The sequence below is a fragment of the Halomicronema sp. CCY15110 genome, assembly GCF_016888165.1.
In the GTDB taxonomy this organism is placed as follows: Bacteria; Cyanobacteriota; Cyanobacteriia; order Phormidesmidales; family Phormidesmidaceae; genus Halomicronema.
In genome coordinates, this window is record NZ_JACSWC010000166.1 from 1 (window position 1) to 17804 (window position 17804).

Sequence of the window (17804 nt, forward strand, 5' to 3'; positions counted from 1 at the left end):
GTGGGAAAGCTGATTGCCGAGTTCAAACGCGCTCACCCAGAAACCCGGGTGGCCCTGCGGCGCATGGACGAGCGGGACATCGGCGCGACGCTGACCAGTGGGGAAATCGATGTGGCGATCGCCTGGGATGTGGCGATTCCCACTGGCCTGCACCATCGCCCTCTGGGTCAGGTGGCCCTAGCGGTCATGGTGCAGTCAGGCCACCCACTGGCGCAAAAAGAGTTTGTCACCTGGGCTGACCTGGCCGGGTATCCGATTATTCTGCCCGATCGCGATCGTCAGCCGATTATCTACGACCACTACAAGCGCTATACCGCTGAAGCTGGCTTTGAACCAGTGATCGCGATCGATGTCTCCACGATGGCCGACGCTTTGGCGATGGTGGCGGGCGGTGTCGGCGTCGGCCATGCTCCGGTGGTGCCGGGGCTGAGCTATCCGGGGGTCTCTATTTTGCGGCAGAAGCCGCTCTTTGAGTTTAGCTACGAACTAGTCTGGGCCAACACCAAAGCGGCGATAGAAAGCTTGCTTGGGCTATGTTGAAGGTGATCCAAAGATTAAAAGCCAGTCGGCGCAGGGCTCCAGCAGCACTAAAAACATCCCAGATTGCAGATTGGGGTCGTCGAGTAGTAAGGTTGCCAATGCCCAAATCACCAGCGGCACAATTACAAAATTGCCGACGATTAGCACGGTCATAAACTGGCGGCAGCGAAAAACCCAGCGCAGGTGGGTAAGGGGCATCTGGCAAAAGGTGGTGTAAAGAATTCTGCGAGTTTGTGCGATCGCTGTTGCAAGAGAAGATTCAACAGCTTGAGGCTCAGATTCAAGAAATGGTGGTGTTTAAGTTTGCTTTGGAGCAGTATCGCGACAGTTGGGCCGAGAACCATCCCCATCCTGAACCGGGCGATATTTGCCCGCTCATCGAAACTGTGCCCCTGACTGAATAGGGCTAGATACCACTTGCCGAAGTGATCGGGTATTTCATCCTGGTTTCACAATTGGCTGATAATTTCACGGAGTTAGTATCTTTCAGGACTGTGCTCCGATGTCTCTGGAACCGCCATCATCTCAGTCAGAAATTCAAGATTCCAGCATCGACGCTTCAGAGCCCACTTCTGAAGCGTTAACTTTTGAAGACTCATCGCCAGCACCGTCATTTACTCAACCTTCACAACCCGCCTATCGCCGCTATGGTCGCGCGTTGTTGGGGCTGGGGGTGTTTACCGTGTTGAGTGGCGGCATTTTGCTGATTACTCAGCAGATTAAGCCTGCTAATTCTATGGCCGGGGTGGAAGGCCATGATATGTCGGGGATGTCCCACGACGACATGATGCAGGTAGATGGGGCGTTTAACGCAGTGCCCGTCACGGTGGCAGTGGTGCAAGCAGGAAACTTTGAGGCTGGGGTTTCCTACACGGGTTCGATCATGCCCTACCAAGAAGCGGTGGTGTATCCGCGCGTAGCGGGGCAGTTGACCAACTATTCGGTGTATCCGGGCGATCGCGTCGAAGCCGGACAAGTGCTGGCCGAGCTGATTGCCGATGAGCGCTCGACTGCGCTAGCTGAAGCGAGCGCTGAGGCTAATGTGATGCAGACTTCCTTGCAGGTGAGCCAGGTCGAAATCGATGAGCAACAGCAGGAAATTGCTCGCCTCCAGGCAGAACTCGATTATGTGAATCTCCAGCGCGATCGCTTTGCCAAACTCACTGCCGAGGGCGCAACTTCCCAAAACGAGTACGATGCCGTTGCGACGGAGGTGGCGGCGCAAGAAGCGGCTTTAGGTCAGGCCCAGGCAAAACTGACTCGTCTCACTGCTCAGGTAACACGAGAGCAAGCTAGAGTCGGACAGGCCGAAGCCAGGGTCAACACCGCTGCCGTGATGCAGGGCTACACCACTTTGCAAGCTCCCATCAGCGGCATTGTGCAGAGTCGCATGGTTGATCCGGGTGTCGTGGTGCAGCCGGGGATGGGCGTGCTGAAAGTTGGCGACTACTCGCGGGTGCGGCTGCAGGCCAACGTGGCCCAAAAAGATGCAGGCTACATCCGGGTGGGCACCCCCATTCGCGCCCAAGTGCCGGGAGCCACCGACGAACCACTCACCGGCAGCGTCACCAGTATCTTTCCCCAGACCAACAATGACACCCGCACCGTCATGGTGGAAGCGCTGATCGATAATCCCCAGGGGCGCTTGCTGTCAGGCCAGTATTTGGAAATGACGCTGCTGACGAAGAGCCAGAGCAATACCCTGTCGGTGCCGCAATCGGCGGTGGTGGAGTACAACAGTGAGCCGTCCGTGTGGGTGATGGTAGGCACCACTGCCGAGCGGCGGATGGTGGAAACCGGCATGGTGAGCAGCGATATGGTCGCTATTACCAGCGGCCTGAATCCGGACGATCAGGTCATCACGTCAGGCTACAGCCGTTTAGTACCCGGTGTTCAGGTAGCCGTAGTCGATGACACAGGCAATCCCTTACCCATGCTGGGGGACAGCAGCCAGGGGAATGTGGAAGTGGCGATCGTCGAGCCTGATTCCACCCAAAGCTTTAAGTCGGGAGGCGCTGATCTGGTGATAGAAGTGCGCGACCCCGATACTCAGGAACCGTTGCCCGTTGAGGACGTAACTGTCGATGTCACGATGCCCATGCCCAACATGGCTCCGATGACCACCATGGTGCAGTTCGAGCCCACGGGTCAGCCGGGACGGTTCCAGATCAAAACTCACTTCGGCATGGTGGGGGAATGGCAGATCAAAGTCGAGGTCAATGACCCTGACTACAAAGGCCAAGCTCTCATCGCCGTGCCGGTTGAGTAGCGCGATATCGCGCTTTTGTTTAGTGTCCTTTCTTTAAATCAACGTAGTTGAGGATTGCATGAAAAAAGTTCTGTTACTTTTGGCGGTGGTTGGATTGTTGAGTACGGCCTGCGGTAGCGCCAATCAGGCGGAGACGGAAGCCCCGGATGCGGCGGCTGCGCCAGCGGCGGAGACAACTGAGGCGGCTGCATCGGCGGGGGTGGCGATCGCCCTCATTACTCCGGAAGACGCCTCCGTGCCAATGGGTGATGCGGAACTAGTGCTGCAGGTGGTTGACCCAGCGACCAACGAGCCCGTTGCCGTTGAAAATCTGGAAGTTGACCTCTCAATGCCGATGGATGGGATGGATCCCATGACTACGATGGCGGTTGTCGAGCCGGGAGCAGAAGCGGGTCAATACAAGGTCATGACCAACCTGGGCATGGAAGGCATGTGGATGATGACAGTTAAATCCGCCGATGCGGCGATGCCCGGTGAGGCGGTCTTCAACCTGGATGTGAAGTAGATCCCTATCCCCTCCTCGGAGCTATCCATTCGGCAGAACTCTGTCAAAGACTTGTATAGCAAGGTTTCTGACATTGAGTTGCAGGGGGTAAAACCTCACCGCCTTGATAAACCTCTCCTTGCGTGGGCGTAGCCTGCCCGGAGAGGTTAGGTGAAGTTCTACAGCCCATAAAACTACCGCAACCGATCTCTGCAACCTTTCCCCGACAAGCGATGCACCAACTTGTGTACAAGGGATAGCTCCCAGGAGGGAATTGTGTTTGCGCTCTTTTTCCCTAACTATTTCCCCCTGTTTTTAGGGCATTTAAGACGATGAAAAGTTTTCTGACCAACTGGTCGATCAAGCATCCGGTCATCGTCGCTGCGGCCTATATTGCCGTGCTGGTGCTGTCGGTGTTGACACTGTTCCTGCTGCCAGTGCGGATGATGCCCTATGTGCAGAGTCCGCTGGTGTCGATCGTCACGATGGCTCCCGGCTCTTCTCCAACGGAAGTGGAAACCTACATCAGTAAGCCGATTGAGCAGCGGATGACGGTACTGGATGGGGTGCGATTCATTCGCTCCAGCTCTCAGCAGGACATGTCCCTGGTGACGATTCAGTTTGCCTGGGGAGACGACATCGGCCAAGCGGTGCAGTCCGTCCAGAGTGTGATGACCGCAGCCGAGGGGGATATCGAGCTGGATGGCTTCAACTCCCGTTCCTATTGGGTGCTGCCCATCGATCCGCTGAACCGTCCGGTGCTGACCCTGGCCCTGCGAGGGGAGGGCTGGGATCCCGTACAGCTGCGGGAATTTGCCGATAATGCCTTGGTCGATCGCCTGACTCAGGTGCCCAATGTGCAGGCGGTGTCGATCTTTGGGGGCTATCGACGGCAGCTTCAGGTCGTGGTGGATCGTCAGCAGCTAGCGGCCTATGGGCTGTCGATTTTGCAGATACGGGATGCGATCGACGCCAACAATATCAGCCAGGGAGCCGGGGTACTCACCCAGGGGGATTCCGAGATTCTGGTGCGGGCTGATAAGCGAGCGCTGAGTGCCGCCGATGTGATGGATTATCCGGTGCTAGAGCAGGATGGCCAGGTGGTCTATGTTCGCGATGTGGCGACGGTAAAAGACACCTTTGAGGAACGGCGCAGCGGCTACCGCTACAACGGTGAGGCGGCGCTGGCCGTAAATATTATTCAAAAGCCGGACTCCAGCTCCCCTCAGGTAATTAAGCAAGTGCGGGCCGAGCTGGCACAGATTCAGGCCGAAAATCCGGGCCTCAGCTTTGAGGAGGCCTACGACAATTCCTACCTGGTCAACATCATCCTCGACAGTACCTTTCAAGAACTGCTGATTAGCGTGCTGCTGGCGGGGATTGTGATTCTGGTCTTTTTAGAAGACTTTCGGGCCACGGCGATCATCATGATCTCCATTCCCACCTCGTTAGCGCTTTCCACCCTGCCCTTCATTCCCATCGAGATGTCCCTCAACTCCTCGACGCTAATTGGGATGATGATGGCGATCGGTAAGCTGGTGGATGACTCGATTATCGTCATCGACTCCATTGACCAAAAGCTTCGCCAAGGCTTTCAACCGATGCCGGCAGCGATCCGAGGCACTGGGGAAGTGTTTTTGGCGAGTGCGGCAGCCAGCTGTGTGATGATTGCGGCGCTGTTGCCGACTATTCTCGCTGGAGGACTGACGGGACTGATGTTTGTCGGGCTGGTTTGGCCTATGGTGTTTGCCTTCATCGCCTCGCTGATTGTATCGATCACGCTGATTCCCTTAATTGCGGCGTTTGTGCTCAAACCAGTTCAGGAACGACGGCAGCGGCAGACCTGGCTGCAATGGCTCATGACCCCGGTAAGGGTAGGCTTTCAAAACCTGGAGCAAGGCTATGGTTGGCTGCTCGATCGCTGCATGAACCATCGGGAAATTACGCTGGCGATCGCGGGTTCTGCAATTGTGCTGGCGATCGCCCTCTACCCCTTTGTGCCCCAAGAAATGATGCCCCTGGGGGATTCCGGCCAGTTCATGGCTTCCCTGGAGATGGAAGCGGGCACCTCCTTTGCCAAGACGGACGAGAGCGTGTACCAGCTAGAGCAGCTCTTGCTGGCCCAGCCCGATATTGCCAAGGTGTCTGCTCAGACCGGCTTTGAGCTGACTCGCAACAGCACTTACTTCAGCGGCTACAGCATGGGCAGCGTCAACTCGGCGTCCCTGATTGTCACCCTGAAGGACCAGCGGCAGCGCGACATCTGGGAAATTATGGACAGCGTCGAAGCGGAAGCCCGCCGCACGATTCCCGGCCTGCGCCGCATTGCTTTCAAAGAAATGGGTGTCGACGTGATGGCGACCTCCGCCGCGCCTATTCAACTCGCCGTCTATGGCGAAGATCTAGAGGTGCTCCACCGTCTGGCCGAGGGCGTGCTCCGCATTGCTGAAGACACGCCTGGTTTGGTGATGGCTCAAACCAGTTCTGCCTTGACCCAGCCGGAATATCAGCTCACGGTCGATCGCCGCCGCGCCCAAGAGTTGGGGCTGAACGTGCGCATGGTGGCGCAACAAGCTCGCTATGCCTTGAATGGTGGCTTTACCCAGCGCTACTACAACCGCCCTAACCTACGCCAGAACTCGATTTTGGTGCGCTATGAGGAGAGCGATCGCGGCACCCTCGACAACCTGGCGGGTACTTACATTACGACCCCAACGGGACAACAGGTGCCGCTGAACACGGTGGCTACTCTGGAGCGTCAGAACGGCCCCACCCTGATTGAGCATGTGGGCGGCAAACGGGTCGTGTACGTCAACGGCTACTACCGCAAAGGTGGGCCAGCGTCGATGGATCTGTCGATGGCGATCGCCATGCGGGCGGGGCAAGAACTCGCCTTTCCCCCCGGCTACGGGGTTGATTCCATGGGCGATATGACCGACATGATGATCGAGTTCGATCGACTACTGAAAGGGCTGTTAGTGTCGTTGGTTTTGATTTACCTGATTCTGGTGATTCAGTTTGGCTCCTTCATTCAACCCCTGGTGATGATGTTGTCGGTGCCGTTGCAACTGGTGGGGGTTTTCGGCGGCTTGATCCTAGCCCAGCAGACCCTCTCCAGCGTGTCGATTCTGGGGATTGTGATTTTGTCGGGACTATCGCTCTCAGCAGCGATTCTGTTGCTAGAGCTGATTTTGGCGAAACGAGCTGAAGGCGTACCCCGCGATGAGGCGATCCGCATGGCAGGCCCAGTGCGGCTGAAGGCGATTACCATGACGACACTGACGACGGTAATTGTGATTGTGCGGCTGGCCTTTTTCCCCGAAATCGGCATGGATGCCTATTCACCAATCGCCACTGTGATTTTAGGCGGGTTACTGCTCTCCACGCTGCTGACGCTGGTAGTGGTGCCAGTGGTGTATTCCTTTATTGACGATGCGACGGTATGGCTCAAGCGTCAGGGGCGGCGTCCGGTTCCGAAAAAGTTGGACCCTATCATTGGTGAGTAGCCAAATTCTTGACGATGCGAGTTCTGCTGGTTGAAGATGAGCCCGACTTGGGCAAAGCCATCAAGCGTACCCTCACCCAGGAAGCGTATGTAGTGGACTGGGTGCAGTCGGGAGACGAGGCGCTGGCTTATCTGGAGCATGACTTGTCACTCTACACCGTAGGCGTGTTTGACTGGATGCTGCCAGGAATGTCCGGAATTGAGCTATGCCAGTGGCTGCGATCGCACCACCATGCTCTCCCCGTCTTAATTCTCACCGCTAAAGACCAAATTACTGATCGCATCACGGGGCTGGATGCCGGGGCCGATGACTATCTGGTCAAACCTTTTAGCATGGCCGAACTGTTAGCGCGGCTACGAGCCCTGCGACGGCGATCGCCCGACCTCAAGCCCAGTACACTACAGATCGGGCCATTGATGTTGGACTGCGATCGCCGCATCGCCTTCCTGAAAACTGATCACACTGAACAGCCCATCGAACTCACCCAAAAAGAGTTTCAACTGCTGCAATATTTCATGGAGCATCCGAATCAAATTTTGGCCCGTGACCAGGTGCTCAACCAACTCTGGGAAATTGGGGCGGAGCCCAATAGCAATGTAGTGGCGGCCCAGATGCGCCTGCTCCGCCGCAAATTGGCCCAGCATGGCTGTGAAGACTTTATCGAGACTGTCTATGGTATGGGATACCGCCTCAACGCCCAATAAACTGTTTCGCCGCAGTCGTCGGCAACTTACCGTCTGGTATACCGGCGTGATGGCAGTCGTGCTGGGGCTGAGCGGATTGGGCGTCTACGAAGCGATCGCCCATGCCCACCGAGTCACCGCTGACCGTGAACTAAAGTCAGTCGCTGAAACCGTTCACAATGCGCTGGAAAAGACCCTGACCACCAATGGTCAGATCAACGGGGTTTCTCCGAACTTGCTGCCGAATCTATGCGTGGCCGGAGAGCCCTGTCGGGTGCCCTTCGAGCGATCGCGGGGACATCACCAGGGCACCCTCTATCGAGGTAGCTATTACTTTCGAGTCTTATCCCCAGAGCAGGATCTCATCGCCACCGCAGGGGTTTATCCAGAAGGCCTGCCTGCCGCAAACCCAAATGACTCCTGGCAAACGGTATGGGACGCCGCTGGCAACGAGTATCGACAAATCGCCCTGCCTCTGTATGACCCGAACCAGCAGGCTCAACTCGGCACACTGCTGGTGGGGCGCTCCTTCAGCGACTTTGCGACCTACCTGACCATGATTCGGTGGATTATTTTGCTCAGTCTGCCCATCACAATGGGGCTAATTGCGGCGGCGAGCTGGTGGTTAGCAGGATTGGCACTAAAGCCCGTGCAGGTGTCCTATCGCAAAATTCAACAGTTCACCGCCGATGCGGCCCACGAATTGCGGACGCCGCTAACCGCTTTACAGGCCACTGCTGAGTCCGTTATGCGGTTACCTGAAATTTCCGATGCCAATGCCCGTGAGATGCTGCAGGTCACGACTCGGCAAAACCAGCGGCTGACGACCTTGGTGAGCGATTTACTGTTACTGTCTCGTCTCGATACCCAAAGCCCGGCGAAAAAGACACCCTGCTGCCTTCAGGATATCCTCAGCGATATCGAAGAAGAACTCGCGGCTTTGGCCATCTCCAACGATGTCCACCTCATGCTTGACCAGCCCCAAGCACCCGCGATCGTGGTGCTGGGCACCGAAGAACACCTCTATCGATTAATATTCAACCTTGTCAGCAATGCCCTTCAGCACACCCCCGCTGGTGGAAAAGTGAGCATCCGACTCCGGCAGACCGTTCGCAAGACATTTCCCGAAGGCGAAAAGCATCAGGCGGTGGTGACGGTTGAAGATACTGGCATCGGTATCGCGCCCGCAGACCAAACCAAAATCTTCGATCGCTTCTACCGAGTCGAAAAAGATCGCTCCCGTCAGAGCGGCGGCTCCGGGTTGGGACTGTCGATCGCCCTGGCGATCGCTCTGGCCCACGGCGGCGATATTCAGGTACAGAGTCAGGTCGGACAGGGCAGCACGTTTATCGTTACACTTTCTGCCTCTTAGACCTACCCCTGTGAAGGTTATAAAAATGCCTCAAAGTCTTGGAGCAAAAGGGCCAGCACAGCCACGTACAAAACCGTCTCGACTGAGCCCCAAACCCCGGTAAATAGTAAATTGGCGAGCCATGGCCAAGCGCAAGCAAACCCCACGAAAAGACCTAGCGGCGAAAGGCAGAGTTCTAGAAATTCCAAAAGTACTAACCAACTGCGAAGAATGGCCATGATATGACGTCCTGTTGAGTGGTTGGGTTGGGTTATGGTCTCAGCCCAGAGAGAGGTTAGCGATCGCCCTGAGCAAGGGTTAGGCCTGATTTTTCAAAAATCCCATCAGGTTATTCAAAAAGGATTGACTCACTGGCTCGCGGGTGGCATTCACGGTCTCGGGTGAGCTCGGAGGCAATTTTTTGGCCGGGGACGGAGTCGCCTCAGCCGCTGCTGCTTTGGGTGGTTGGCTGCTGATCAACGGCGGCTGCGGGGTGGATACTGGTTTCAGTATGGGGACTTCTTCCAGCAGACTCACCACAATTAACCGAAAAGCAATTTGCTGAATTTGCCGGACCGAAAGCTGCAGGTGTTTAGCAATTTCTTTGAGAGACGTACGGCCGTCGGTAAATTCCCAAACTTGCCATTCCGCTTGCTTGAGCTTCAAGGTCGGTTTGCCATCAATCATGCTGATTAATGCCGCATTCGGGTCGGGCAACTTTTCTTCAAGCACCGTCCAGTTTTTGAGCGCTCGGAGGCCCGATAGCGTCACATCTAACGCTGGAGCGCTTAATCCCGTGGCTTCGGACAAGGGGGTCTTTTGCGAGCTATCGAAGTGAAACCAGCCATCTTCAAGGGCAAAGAGAGCACATACCTGCTGCATCACCTGGATGTAAAATAGCATCCGCAGTTGGTCGGCCTCTAGAATACCTTGGGATTTGAAGCAGAGTCCGGCTGGGGTGGAGAGATCGCAACTTTTTAGCAAGCGACCAGCAGCATGACTGCCCAGCCAGCCTCGCTTGTCGATCAGCGTGACCAGACCGCGACCATCGGAGCGGTTGGCCGCCGTGGTGATACGACCCTGCTGAAACCAGATGTAGTGCGATCGCGACGTGTGGTGGTCAGTGGGTTCTGGGAGCGGAGTAATTGTGAGTAAGCCAGTCTTATGGCCTTGTTCTAAAAACTGAAATATTTCAGCCAGTGAAAATTCTGCGAGGTGTCCGGTGATAGCCATAGGTTTTGTTTACTCCAGCCGAGTGTTCAGATTGGTCAAAAGGAGCCAGGCGGTCGAGCCGAACCAGGATTACGAGCAAGGCTGAGAAGCCTCATAAACCTGAGGGTGGGGCGCTGCCTGCAAGATCGTGAAGTAGTATTGCACCAAGGTCAGAATGGCTCTCGTCGTCGACTGTTGATCGGTCGGGTTAACGACGATGACAGGAGGTTGTTGTGAGCCCTTGACGTAGCCCAAGGCCAACAAAATGTCTTTCTGACTCCACGCCTTGTCTAAGTCCATATGGGTCAGACCTAAGATAACGGGCGCATCCGAGCGCTGCCGCATAAAGGCCAACATCCGGCGGCTATAGCGAAACTCGTGGGGCCGATGGGCCGCCACCAGCATGATGTAGGCATGGGCCTTGCGAATCAAAATATCCCACATAAAGTCAAAGCGCGCCTGACCAGGGGTGCCATAGAGATGTAGGGCGGTATCTGGGCCAAATTGGAGGCGACCAAAATCAAAGGCAACCGTGGTGCTGCTCTTGAGATCAGCGGTTTCGTCGGTCGCGCGGCGGTCTGTGTCAACCACTTCAATTTCGCTAATGGTGCGAATAAACGTTGATTTTCCAGCTCCTACTGGCCCGGTAACCACCAAGCGCATGATTTCCATAAGTCTTCAAGAAGTAAAAAGGTGGGCGAGAGACGGTGCTTAATGCAGAGAAGGAAGGTGCAGCCCCCTTCCTCTGGCAACGTGATCTACTGCAATAATGTCTTGAGTTCAGTGACTGCCCGCTTAATTTCCAGCAGCAGCAGTCCTTGTTTGGCGGCTTGGCTAGCGAGCACCAAAAAGACCGCATCTTCACTACAACTGGTCAGAATGCCATAGCCGGTATTGCCTTCTACGTAGATGCGATCGATGCTGCCTCGGGCCAGTTCGCCGCCGATGCGCTCACCGAGTGACAACATGGCTGCCGACATGGCCGAAACCCGTTCTTCATCCATGCCGCCGGGCAAGGTTGCGGCTAGGGGTAAGCCGTCCGGTGTGACGAGGGCCGCCCCTTGCACATCATTGGTACTTGAGACAAAGTTCTGCAGGATAGCAGAGATTTTTTCCAAATTGATAGCCATAACTAAAACCTCTTAAAACGTGTAAAAAATGAGTGTGACGTGAGCAGCCGTCTCTAGGTACTAGCGGCGGCACCAGTGGCGATCATGCGCTTGAAGAGTTTTTCCGTCCAACCGGTTTCTTTAAGAACGGCGGCGGTTGAGATTTCTAGATAAGCTTGCTCAATAAAAGCCAAATCAATCATGCAAATGCGTGATAGGGCATCGTGCAGCTCGTCAGATTTGCCTTCGCTGCGGAGGCGCTGACCCACTTCATTGACGACTGTGGCCATGGCGGGCACCACATGTTGAGGGCCAATGCCCACGCGGACATGAATCAGACCAATGCGCCAACGGCGATCGGCATAGTCGGTGCCCCAGTCATCCATGCCAGTAAACATTTCATGAAACCACTCGACAAAGGTTTCGCGAAGACGATGGATGCGCCCTTCCGATTCATTTAGAATGGCGTTCATTTCTTCGTCGTTACCCATGTAGGTATAAAAGGCATCTGCCATGTCAGGGGCAATCTCCAGCCCCCAGTCAGCACTGGCCTGAAGAATCGCCCGATCTTCTGGAGTGAAGTTCGTACGCCGGGCCATCCGGGTCATAAATTCGTGGGAGTCGAGTACCATTTGCTGTGTCTCTTGCGCATTGATGTACCTCTCTGTAATAACAAGCCAAAATCTCAGGCAGCATGGGATTAACACGTAGAGAAAAGATTGTGTAAACCCATGTGTGATTCCATTTACATTTCTTTTTGAATACGAGAGTAAGCCACAATCATGATGTCTTTATCTTAGTAATCAACTCTTTGATGTCGGAGGCGATCGCTGCATATTTTCAGGCATTCACACTATTCTTGTTAAGTCGTCATCTAAGTTGATTGAATAACTTGTCTCGACGGCCCAACTTATGTTCTGCAATCTATATCCAGAGAGGCTTTGCTGGTAAAACAACATCCTCCTTGTTTAAGTTAAATGCTTAATAATGACTGCTTTTTTTGTTTGTCCACTTAGCTACAATCCGACAGAGTATGTATTCTTTCTCAATGCTTTTTTTGTGGGGAAATGTTGAGCCTTGTGCGAAATATGTTGTTAATGAGAAAAATCTAATTTTTAACGATGTACAAGCCGCATTGAGAATTATTTTGTTTCGGTAAAATTACTCAAGATTGGGGTTTTAACGCCTCCAATGTCTAGATATTCATTTTTCGTAACCTTCATTTAGGCCTCAAAAAAACCCCGATGAATGTCATCGGGGCTCGCCAGTCTCTGTAGAATGTGGTTTGAGGTGTCAAGAAAAATTACTACGCTTGTGACGTGGACTTGGCATGGCTGATGCACTGACCAATCTGGGTGTCGATCTTCATGATGTGGCCGACTAGCCAGTCGGCTAACTGTTGATGAGCTTGGCGGGCGATCGCTTCACTGGCCCCGCTTTCACGATACTCAACTTGGAGATTGCTGAAGATTTCTAAAAATCTCGCATGGGCTTGCTTATTGGTATCGGCAATGGGGCATTGATGCCTGGCGGCACAGCCTTCTTCATTCTCAAAATGCCACTCTGCATAGTATTTAAGAAATGTCAGCAGTTTTTTGATCGCGCTGGTACCGTTACCACTCTCAATCGCATCGGATAAATCATTGAAGGCGTAGATAAGTTCTTTATGTTGGGTATCAATCATGGGGACGCCAACTTTCAATTTGTCACTCCATTCAAATTTCTGCATGGTGTATGTTTGACCTCAGTGAATGACCTCTCTTAAGTCTCCCCACTTGGATCAGCTCAAAGACCAAACCCCAGATCGAATCGCACAATTGGTTGCATTGCGAAACATCTTGTTGTGTCCCGGCTGATGATGTTGGTGGGCCAGGCTGAGTAGTGACTCATGTCGGTTGAAATTGAAATCGACAAAACTCGCCTGGGGCATTTTCCATGTTGGAGCAGGAATCCCCAGAACGAGTTTATCGGCAAGCTAGTGCAAGGCTAAATCGCAACTAAACCAGAGTGCCGCCGTCGATTTTACGCACTGCCACGACAGCGGGGCGAGGAGCCGCGTTCACTTGCTGACTCGGCCAGTTGGAGCCTAAAGGCACGTCACGGTCTTGGGTGAACAGCTGACCATCGGTCGTTTTCATCGCGAATTTTCGGGTCTCATACGCACCATTTTTGCAGGTGCCATAGGTCTCGCCAGGATGCTGAGCCGCCAAGAACAAGGTGGACTGGTCTTGGCTAATAAATGGCCCACACATCTCACATTCCATCGGGCCATAGGCAAACATCAAGGCTTCACCCGCATTGGGTCCCGACGTGGGAATATACCACACCGAGTTATTGCCAAAGAGTCCCCGCAGGTTCGACTGGCTGACCGGGTTGCCCTCCTCGTCAATCCGGCTGGCGACTTCGAGATTGTGCTTGCTGGTGGACATATCGGTCACCATCCACAAGTTGCCGCGGCCATCGATTTCTAAATTGTCGGGGTTGGAGAAGCCAAAGCCGCCTTCAGCAGGTTCACCGCCCAATGCCATCATTTCCCAGGTAAAGGTCATGGCGGCGGGGTCGGTACCGGTCTCTTGCAGCTTCATGATCCAGCCGTGCTCATAGGGCGTTTCACCATTCGGCCCTTGAAAGATGGCGTTGTCAGGGCCACCATCACCACCGGGGCCACCCGAAGTAAAGGCGATGAATAATGTGCCATCAGCCGCTACATCCGTATCTTCGGGGCGGGCAGTGCAGGTCGCCCCTGCCGCATTGGCGGCAAAGTGAGCATCAATTAAGATCGCTCCCTGCTTTTCCTCAGCGGAGCCTTCGTACAGATCGCCCAGGGTGCGGTACCGCTGCGCAAAAGCCTGCATCTCAGCATCGGACTCGACTTTGAACACGCCCCCCTCGGGACGCTTAGGTAGGGTAATCATGCCCCCGGCAACCTGGCTGGGCCGATCGGGATTGACGGCGGTGCCCGCCTCAAGGGCAATCCACTGGCCGGTGCCATCAGCGTTGAACTTGGCCGCGTAGAGCATGCCGTCGGTCATGAGTTGGGAATTGGCTTTGCTGGTGGGATTGACCACGGTGCCAGCGCTGACGAATTTGTAGAGGTGACCGCCCCGGCGATCGCACCCCGAGTACACCGCCAGCTTTTGATTCGCCACGGCGCGCACCGCGACCGCTTCGTGGCGAAACCGACCCAGCCAAGTATGCTTGACCCCGTAGTCGTCAGCATTGGCGGGATCAACTTCGACCATCCAGCCGTACTTGTTGCCCGCGTAGCCAAAGACGCCCCCTAAACCATCAAAATCGTTCGCTGCAACAATAAAGGGCTTCTCTGAGGTGGGCAAAGAGGTGCCATCCGCAAAAACAGGTTCAGGCACATAGTTTTGAAAATTTTCTTCGGCGCTGAGCACCGTGCCCCAAGGGGTGGTGCCGCCCGCACAGTTGTTGAAGGTGCCGACGATCCTATCGCCGAGATCGTCAATGTAACCCTGACCTGAGGCTTTATTAAAGACAGCCCCGGCCGGCCCAGTGCTGGATAAATAACGGCCATCCTCTAGACCAGAGAGTCCGGTGATGCGGCGATCGGCAGCGGAGAAGGTGCGCTCCCAAGCGCCAGCGGCATTGCGGCGCCCTGAGATAACGCCCATGCCGACATCCACTAACGCTTCTTTACCCAGCTCACGGAGCTGCGCCTTGAGGATCGAGCTATTCGGTACTTCGTCAAAGTTGATGCCGGATTCGCCAGCGGCGGTGGCAGCGGCCTTAATTTCGTCTAAAGCCAGTGCCTGGCCGATGACTTCAGGATAGGTTTCCAGCCAGGTGCTACCACTAATGTATTCAAAGTTGATGGTCAAATAACCTTCGTTCGGGGCGGTCTCCACTAGTGACAAGTAGTCGTTGTTGTAGCCAAAGCGAGAGTCGCCGATCGGATCGCCCCAGGCCCCAATCACGTCATAGGTGTAGCCTGCGGGCAGCACCAAATCATCTTGAACTACGTACTGGCTGAATTTAGCCGCCTCTTCGGTGGGAGACATGCTCATGTAAGGCATGGGCATCGGACCTTCGACGGGGGCAAAGGGTAGGATACTACTGGCCATGGCTGGGGCACCTAGCAAGGGCTCTACCAATGCTTGGCCAGTGCGGCTCCAGGGGCCTAAAGCAGTCGCCCCAGCGGTGGCTCCCATAAACATCAAAAATTGTCTGCGCTTAAGGCTCATAATGACCTGTGTTCTCTGCTCAACAGTAGATGGGCTGGTGTCATCAGCCGCAGAGCGGGATCAGTCATTCGTCGCACTGACAAACAGGCCACTCGCGCCATGAATGGCGGAACGGCGATCGCTCCCTGACGCGCTAACCCTGACAACACCTAGCTTTCCAGTGCTAAATCTTAGGGGGAGCAGATTAATGTCAGGTAATGCGAACGTTATGAGCAGACAAACTTTCCGGGGCAAAATCCGAGCATTATGGCACGGGCACGACATCCAACAAGGCTTGGATTAGGGGTGTGCCTTGATGGCCGCCAGCGGGGATCAAGCGATGGGCCAGCACGTATGGAGCCAATTTTTTGACATCGTCGGGTAAGGCGTAGTCGCGATCGCTCAAAAACGCGAAGGCCTGCACCGCCCGATAAAACGCCACACTACCCCGAGGACTCACGCCCAAGGTGATATCGACATGCTCTCGCGTGGCCCGCACCAAAGAGAGAATATACTGCTTGACGGATGCCTCAACCCGCACTGCCGCACAAGTGGCCTGAATGCTGGCGACTTCTTCGGGGGTGATGCAGGGCAATAAGTCTTGGGGACGGGTGGGAGTCGTCAACCGATCCAGCATGTTGCTCTCTTCTGCTTCGGCAGGATAGCCCAAGGAAAACGAGAGCGCGAAACGATCCATCTGGGCTTCTGGTAAAGGAAAGGTACCCTGATATTCCACGGGGTTTTGAGTAGCAACTACGAAAAATGGGTGGGGTACAGGCCGCGATACGCCGTCCAGCGTCACCTGATGCTCTTCCATGACCTCTAAGAGGGCGGATTGGGTACGCGGTGTTGCCCGGTTGATTTCGTCCGCTAACAGCACATGGGCAAAGACAGGCCCCGGCAGAAACTGAAACTGACCGCTACTCGGGTTCCAAATATTGGTGCCGGTGATGTCGGCGGGCAGCAGGTCGGGGGTACATTGCACCCGCTGAAATGATCCATCAATGCAGCGAGCTAAGGACTTGGCTAAGAGCGTTTTCCCCACTCCAGGAACATCCTCCAGCAAGGCATGACCGCCGGAAAACAGGGCGACGAGCACCAGTCGAATCGCGTCTTCCTTGCCGACGATGGTTTTGCTGAGGTTGTCAAACAACTGCTGGACGCGATCGCTCATACCTAATTCCTAACGGTAATGCTGATTTTATGATGCCCCGCTGGCGCGTAGATTGCCCACTAGAGGACGGCTAATGCTGCCGCGCAATCCGCCTGAATTTGGGCTTTGAGATGTTCCAACGAGTCAAAGCGCTGCTCCGGTCGGAGAAAGTCTTTGAGCGCCACCGTCAAGGTTTGGCCGTATAAATCGCCTTGCCAATTGAGTAAGTGCACCTCAATCGACTGATTTTGACCGTCTACCGTGGGCCGCACCCCCAGATTCATCACAGCCGGGAGCGCCTCATCATCGGCATGACCGGGCACACCATAGACCCAAGCGCTGTACACACCCGTGCGCGGCAAAAACTTTTCAGGCGGTACTTGCAAATTAGCCGTGGGGAAGCCGAGTTGGCGACCGAGTTGCTGGCCCTTAACCACTCGCCCTAGCAAGCGATAGGGCCGCCCCATCAGTTGCTGAACCTGGTCAATATCCCCCGCACACAGCGCCTGGCGAATGCGGGAACTGCTAATGCGATCGCCCCCCGCATGGGCCAAGTCGACCACCGTAACGCGAGTACCGCGTTGTTCCGCCAATTGTTTCAGCAGGGTGACATCGCCCTGCCGCTGATGGCCAAACCGAAAATCTGCTCCCACGCTAATATGTCGGGCCTGCAAGCGCTGCAATAGCACTTGCTCGACAAACACCGCTGGTGGCAGATTCGATAACTCCGCATTAAACGGCAGCAGCACCAACTGACGCACCCCCAACAGCTTCATTAAGGCGGCTTTTTCAGCTAGGGGTGTCAGCCAGGGCCGTGACTGTCCGGAGAAAAACTCTTGGGGGTGGGGATAAAAGGTGACGACGGTGGGAATGGGTGATGAAGCGCCCGGAGGTGGCTCCGCTGGGGGCGTCGCGGGCTGAAAGTCGCAGGTATCCAGTAACAGGGGGCAGCGATCGCTGTAGCCTCGCAAGCTCGCAAAATCGGTGGGGGGCGTGAGGTGCTGGGCCGCTAAAACCTGGGAGGCACTCGGGGCGCTCGGCAAAATTGGCAGAATGACCGTTTGATGCCCCAAATGGACACCGTCAAAATTCCCCAGGGCAATATCCGAGGGGGTGTGAGCCGTTGACAGTGACGAAGTAATCCACACGTTTACATTCTGACATAATCCGTCTCCATGCAGGACTCAAGCGCCAGCCTTGACTTCCCACGCCGCCAACATCTGCCAGTTCAGCAACGCCCAGCAACGGTTGGGGGCAGACATCTTAATCTTGCCCACGCTGACAAGCCGCAAAGCCCCGTGAGGCACGGC

At 55.2% G+C, this 17804-nt stretch carries 16 protein-coding genes; 7 read left to right on the forward strand and 9 right to left on the reverse strand.

The window, feature by feature from the left end; genetic code table 11:
- A partial coding sequence (locus JUK32_RS04300; RefSeq protein ID WP_204137621.1) for a LysR family substrate-binding domain-containing protein occupies positions 1 to 540 on the forward strand: 540 nt, incomplete at its 5' end.
- Here the strand turns inward: JUK32_RS04300 and JUK32_RS28645 are convergent.
- Positions 532 to 780, reverse strand: coding sequence for a hypothetical protein (locus tag JUK32_RS28645; RefSeq protein ID WP_375541551.1), 249 nt, complete (start codon positions 778 to 780; stop codon positions 532 to 534). The genes JUK32_RS04300 and JUK32_RS28645 overlap by 9 nt on opposite strands.
- Between JUK32_RS28645 and JUK32_RS04310 the strand changes: the two genes are divergently transcribed.
- The 6 genes from JUK32_RS04310 to rppB all read left to right on the forward strand — a co-directional run bounded on the left by JUK32_RS04310 (position 774) and on the right by rppB (position 8854).
- Positions 774 to 944 carry a hypothetical protein gene (locus JUK32_RS04310; RefSeq protein ID WP_239112320.1) on the forward strand — a complete coding sequence of 57 codons (171 nt, stop codon included), beginning with the start codon at positions 774 to 776 and terminating at the stop codon, positions 942 to 944. The two genes, JUK32_RS28645 and JUK32_RS04310, sit on opposite strands and share 7 nt — an antisense overlap.
- Positions 945 to 1042: 98 nt before the next feature.
- On the forward strand, positions 1043 to 2809 hold the full coding sequence (locus tag JUK32_RS04315) for an efflux RND transporter periplasmic adaptor subunit (protein ID WP_204137623.1): 1767 nt from the start codon (positions 1043 to 1045) through the stop codon (positions 2807 to 2809).
- Between the two features lie 58 nt (positions 2810 to 2867).
- Positions 2868 to 3314, forward strand: coding sequence for a FixH family protein (locus JUK32_RS04320; protein WP_204137624.1), 447 nt, complete (start codon positions 2868 to 2870; stop codon positions 3312 to 3314).
- Between the two features lie 311 nt (positions 3315 to 3625).
- On the forward strand, positions 3626 to 6799 hold the full coding sequence (locus JUK32_RS04325; RefSeq protein ID WP_204137625.1) for an efflux RND transporter permease subunit: 3174 nt from the start codon (positions 3626 to 3628) through the stop codon (positions 6797 to 6799).
- 14 nt (positions 6800 to 6813) lie between these two features.
- A complete protein-coding gene (rppA, locus tag JUK32_RS04330) occupies positions 6814 to 7503 on the forward strand; it encodes a two-component system response regulator RppA (protein WP_204137649.1) in 690 nt (229 codons plus the stop codon).
- Positions 7472 to 8854 carry a two-component system sensor histidine kinase RppB gene (gene rppB, locus JUK32_RS04335; RefSeq protein ID WP_204137626.1) on the forward strand — a complete coding sequence of 461 codons (1383 nt, stop codon included), beginning with the start codon at positions 7472 to 7474 and terminating at the stop codon, positions 8852 to 8854. The genes rppA and rppB overlap by 32 nt, the downstream gene beginning before the upstream one ends.
- A 297-nt stretch (positions 8855 to 9151) precedes the next feature.
- Here rppB and JUK32_RS04340 read toward each other — a convergent pair whose 3' ends face one another.
- From JUK32_RS04340 to JUK32_RS04375, 8 genes are all read right to left on the reverse strand, one after another.
- Positions 9152 to 10066, reverse strand: a complete 915-nt coding sequence (locus tag JUK32_RS04340; protein WP_204137627.1) for a DUF4388 domain-containing protein — start codon at positions 10064 to 10066, stop codon at positions 9152 to 9154.
- 69 nt (positions 10067 to 10135) lie between these two features.
- Positions 10136 to 10717, reverse strand: coding sequence for an ATP/GTP-binding protein (locus JUK32_RS04345; protein ID WP_204137628.1), 582 nt, complete (start codon positions 10715 to 10717; stop codon positions 10136 to 10138).
- Positions 10718 to 10803: 86 nt separating this feature from the next.
- Positions 10804 to 11175, reverse strand: coding sequence for a roadblock/LC7 domain-containing protein (locus JUK32_RS04350; RefSeq protein WP_204137629.1), 372 nt, complete (start codon positions 11173 to 11175; stop codon positions 10804 to 10806).
- A 53-nt stretch (positions 11176 to 11228) separates the two neighbouring features.
- Positions 11229 to 11786 carry a protoglobin domain-containing protein gene (locus JUK32_RS04355; RefSeq protein WP_204137630.1) on the reverse strand — a complete coding sequence of 186 codons (558 nt, stop codon included), beginning with the start codon at positions 11784 to 11786 and terminating at the stop codon, positions 11229 to 11231.
- 674 nt (positions 11787 to 12460) lie between these two features.
- Positions 12461 to 12883: a bacteriohemerythrin gene (locus JUK32_RS04360; protein ID WP_204137631.1), complete on the reverse strand. Its 423-nt coding sequence runs from the start codon at positions 12881 to 12883 to the stop codon at positions 12461 to 12463.
- Between the two features lie 268 nt (positions 12884 to 13151).
- Complete coding sequence (locus JUK32_RS04365; protein WP_204137632.1) at positions 13152 to 15362, reverse strand: PhoX family phosphatase; 2211 nt, start codon at positions 15360 to 15362, stop codon at positions 13152 to 13154.
- Between the two features lie 244 nt (positions 15363 to 15606).
- Entirely contained in the window at positions 15607 to 16515 is a 909-nt protein-coding gene (locus JUK32_RS04370; RefSeq protein WP_204137633.1) for a MoxR family ATPase, read from the reverse strand.
- Between the two features lie 59 nt (positions 16516 to 16574).
- Entirely contained in the window at positions 16575 to 17642 is a 1068-nt protein-coding gene (locus JUK32_RS04375; protein WP_204137634.1) for a bifunctional riboflavin kinase/FAD synthetase, read from the reverse strand.
- Between the last annotated feature and the right edge of the window lie 162 nt (positions 17643 to 17804).

Bases quoted from the DNA above. Each gene is read 5' to 3' on its own strand.
- JUK32_RS04315 (WP_204137623.1), top strand. From the start codon at position 1,043: ATGTCTCTGGAACCGCCATCATCTCAGTCAGAAATTCAAGATTCCAGC.
- JUK32_RS04365 (WP_204137632.1), bottom strand. From the start codon at position 15,362: ATGAGCCTTAAGCGCAGACAATTTTTGATGTTTATGGGAGCCACCGCT.
- JUK32_RS04350 (WP_204137629.1), bottom strand. From the start codon at position 11,175: ATGGCTATCAATTTGGAAAAAATCTCTGCTATCCTGCAGAACTTTGTC.
- JUK32_RS04340 (WP_204137627.1), bottom strand. From the start codon at position 10,066: ATGGCTATCACCGGACACCTCGCAGAATTTTCACTGGCTGAAATATTT.
- JUK32_RS04355 (WP_204137630.1), bottom strand. From the start codon at position 11,786: ATGGTACTCGACTCCCACGAATTTATGACCCGGATGGCCCGGCGTACG.
- JUK32_RS04370 (WP_204137633.1), bottom strand. From the start codon at position 16,515: ATGAGCGATCGCGTCCAGCAGTTGTTTGACAACCTCAGCAAAACCATC.
- JUK32_RS04345 (WP_204137628.1), bottom strand. From the start codon at position 10,717: ATGGAAATCATGCGCTTGGTGGTTACCGGGCCAGTAGGAGCTGGAAAA.
- JUK32_RS04320 (WP_204137624.1), top strand. From the start codon at position 2,868: ATGAAAAAAGTTCTGTTACTTTTGGCGGTGGTTGGATTGTTGAGTACG.
- JUK32_RS04360 (WP_204137631.1), bottom strand. From the start codon at position 12,883: ATGCAGAAATTTGAATGGAGTGACAAATTGAAAGTTGGCGTCCCCATG.
- JUK32_RS04325 (WP_204137625.1), top strand. From the start codon at position 3,626: ATGAAAAGTTTTCTGACCAACTGGTCGATCAAGCATCCGGTCATCGTC.
- rppB (WP_204137626.1), top strand. From the start codon at position 7,472: ATGGTATGGGATACCGCCTCAACGCCCAATAAACTGTTTCGCCGCAGT.
- rppA (WP_204137649.1), top strand. From the start codon at position 6,814: ATGCGAGTTCTGCTGGTTGAAGATGAGCCCGACTTGGGCAAAGCCATC.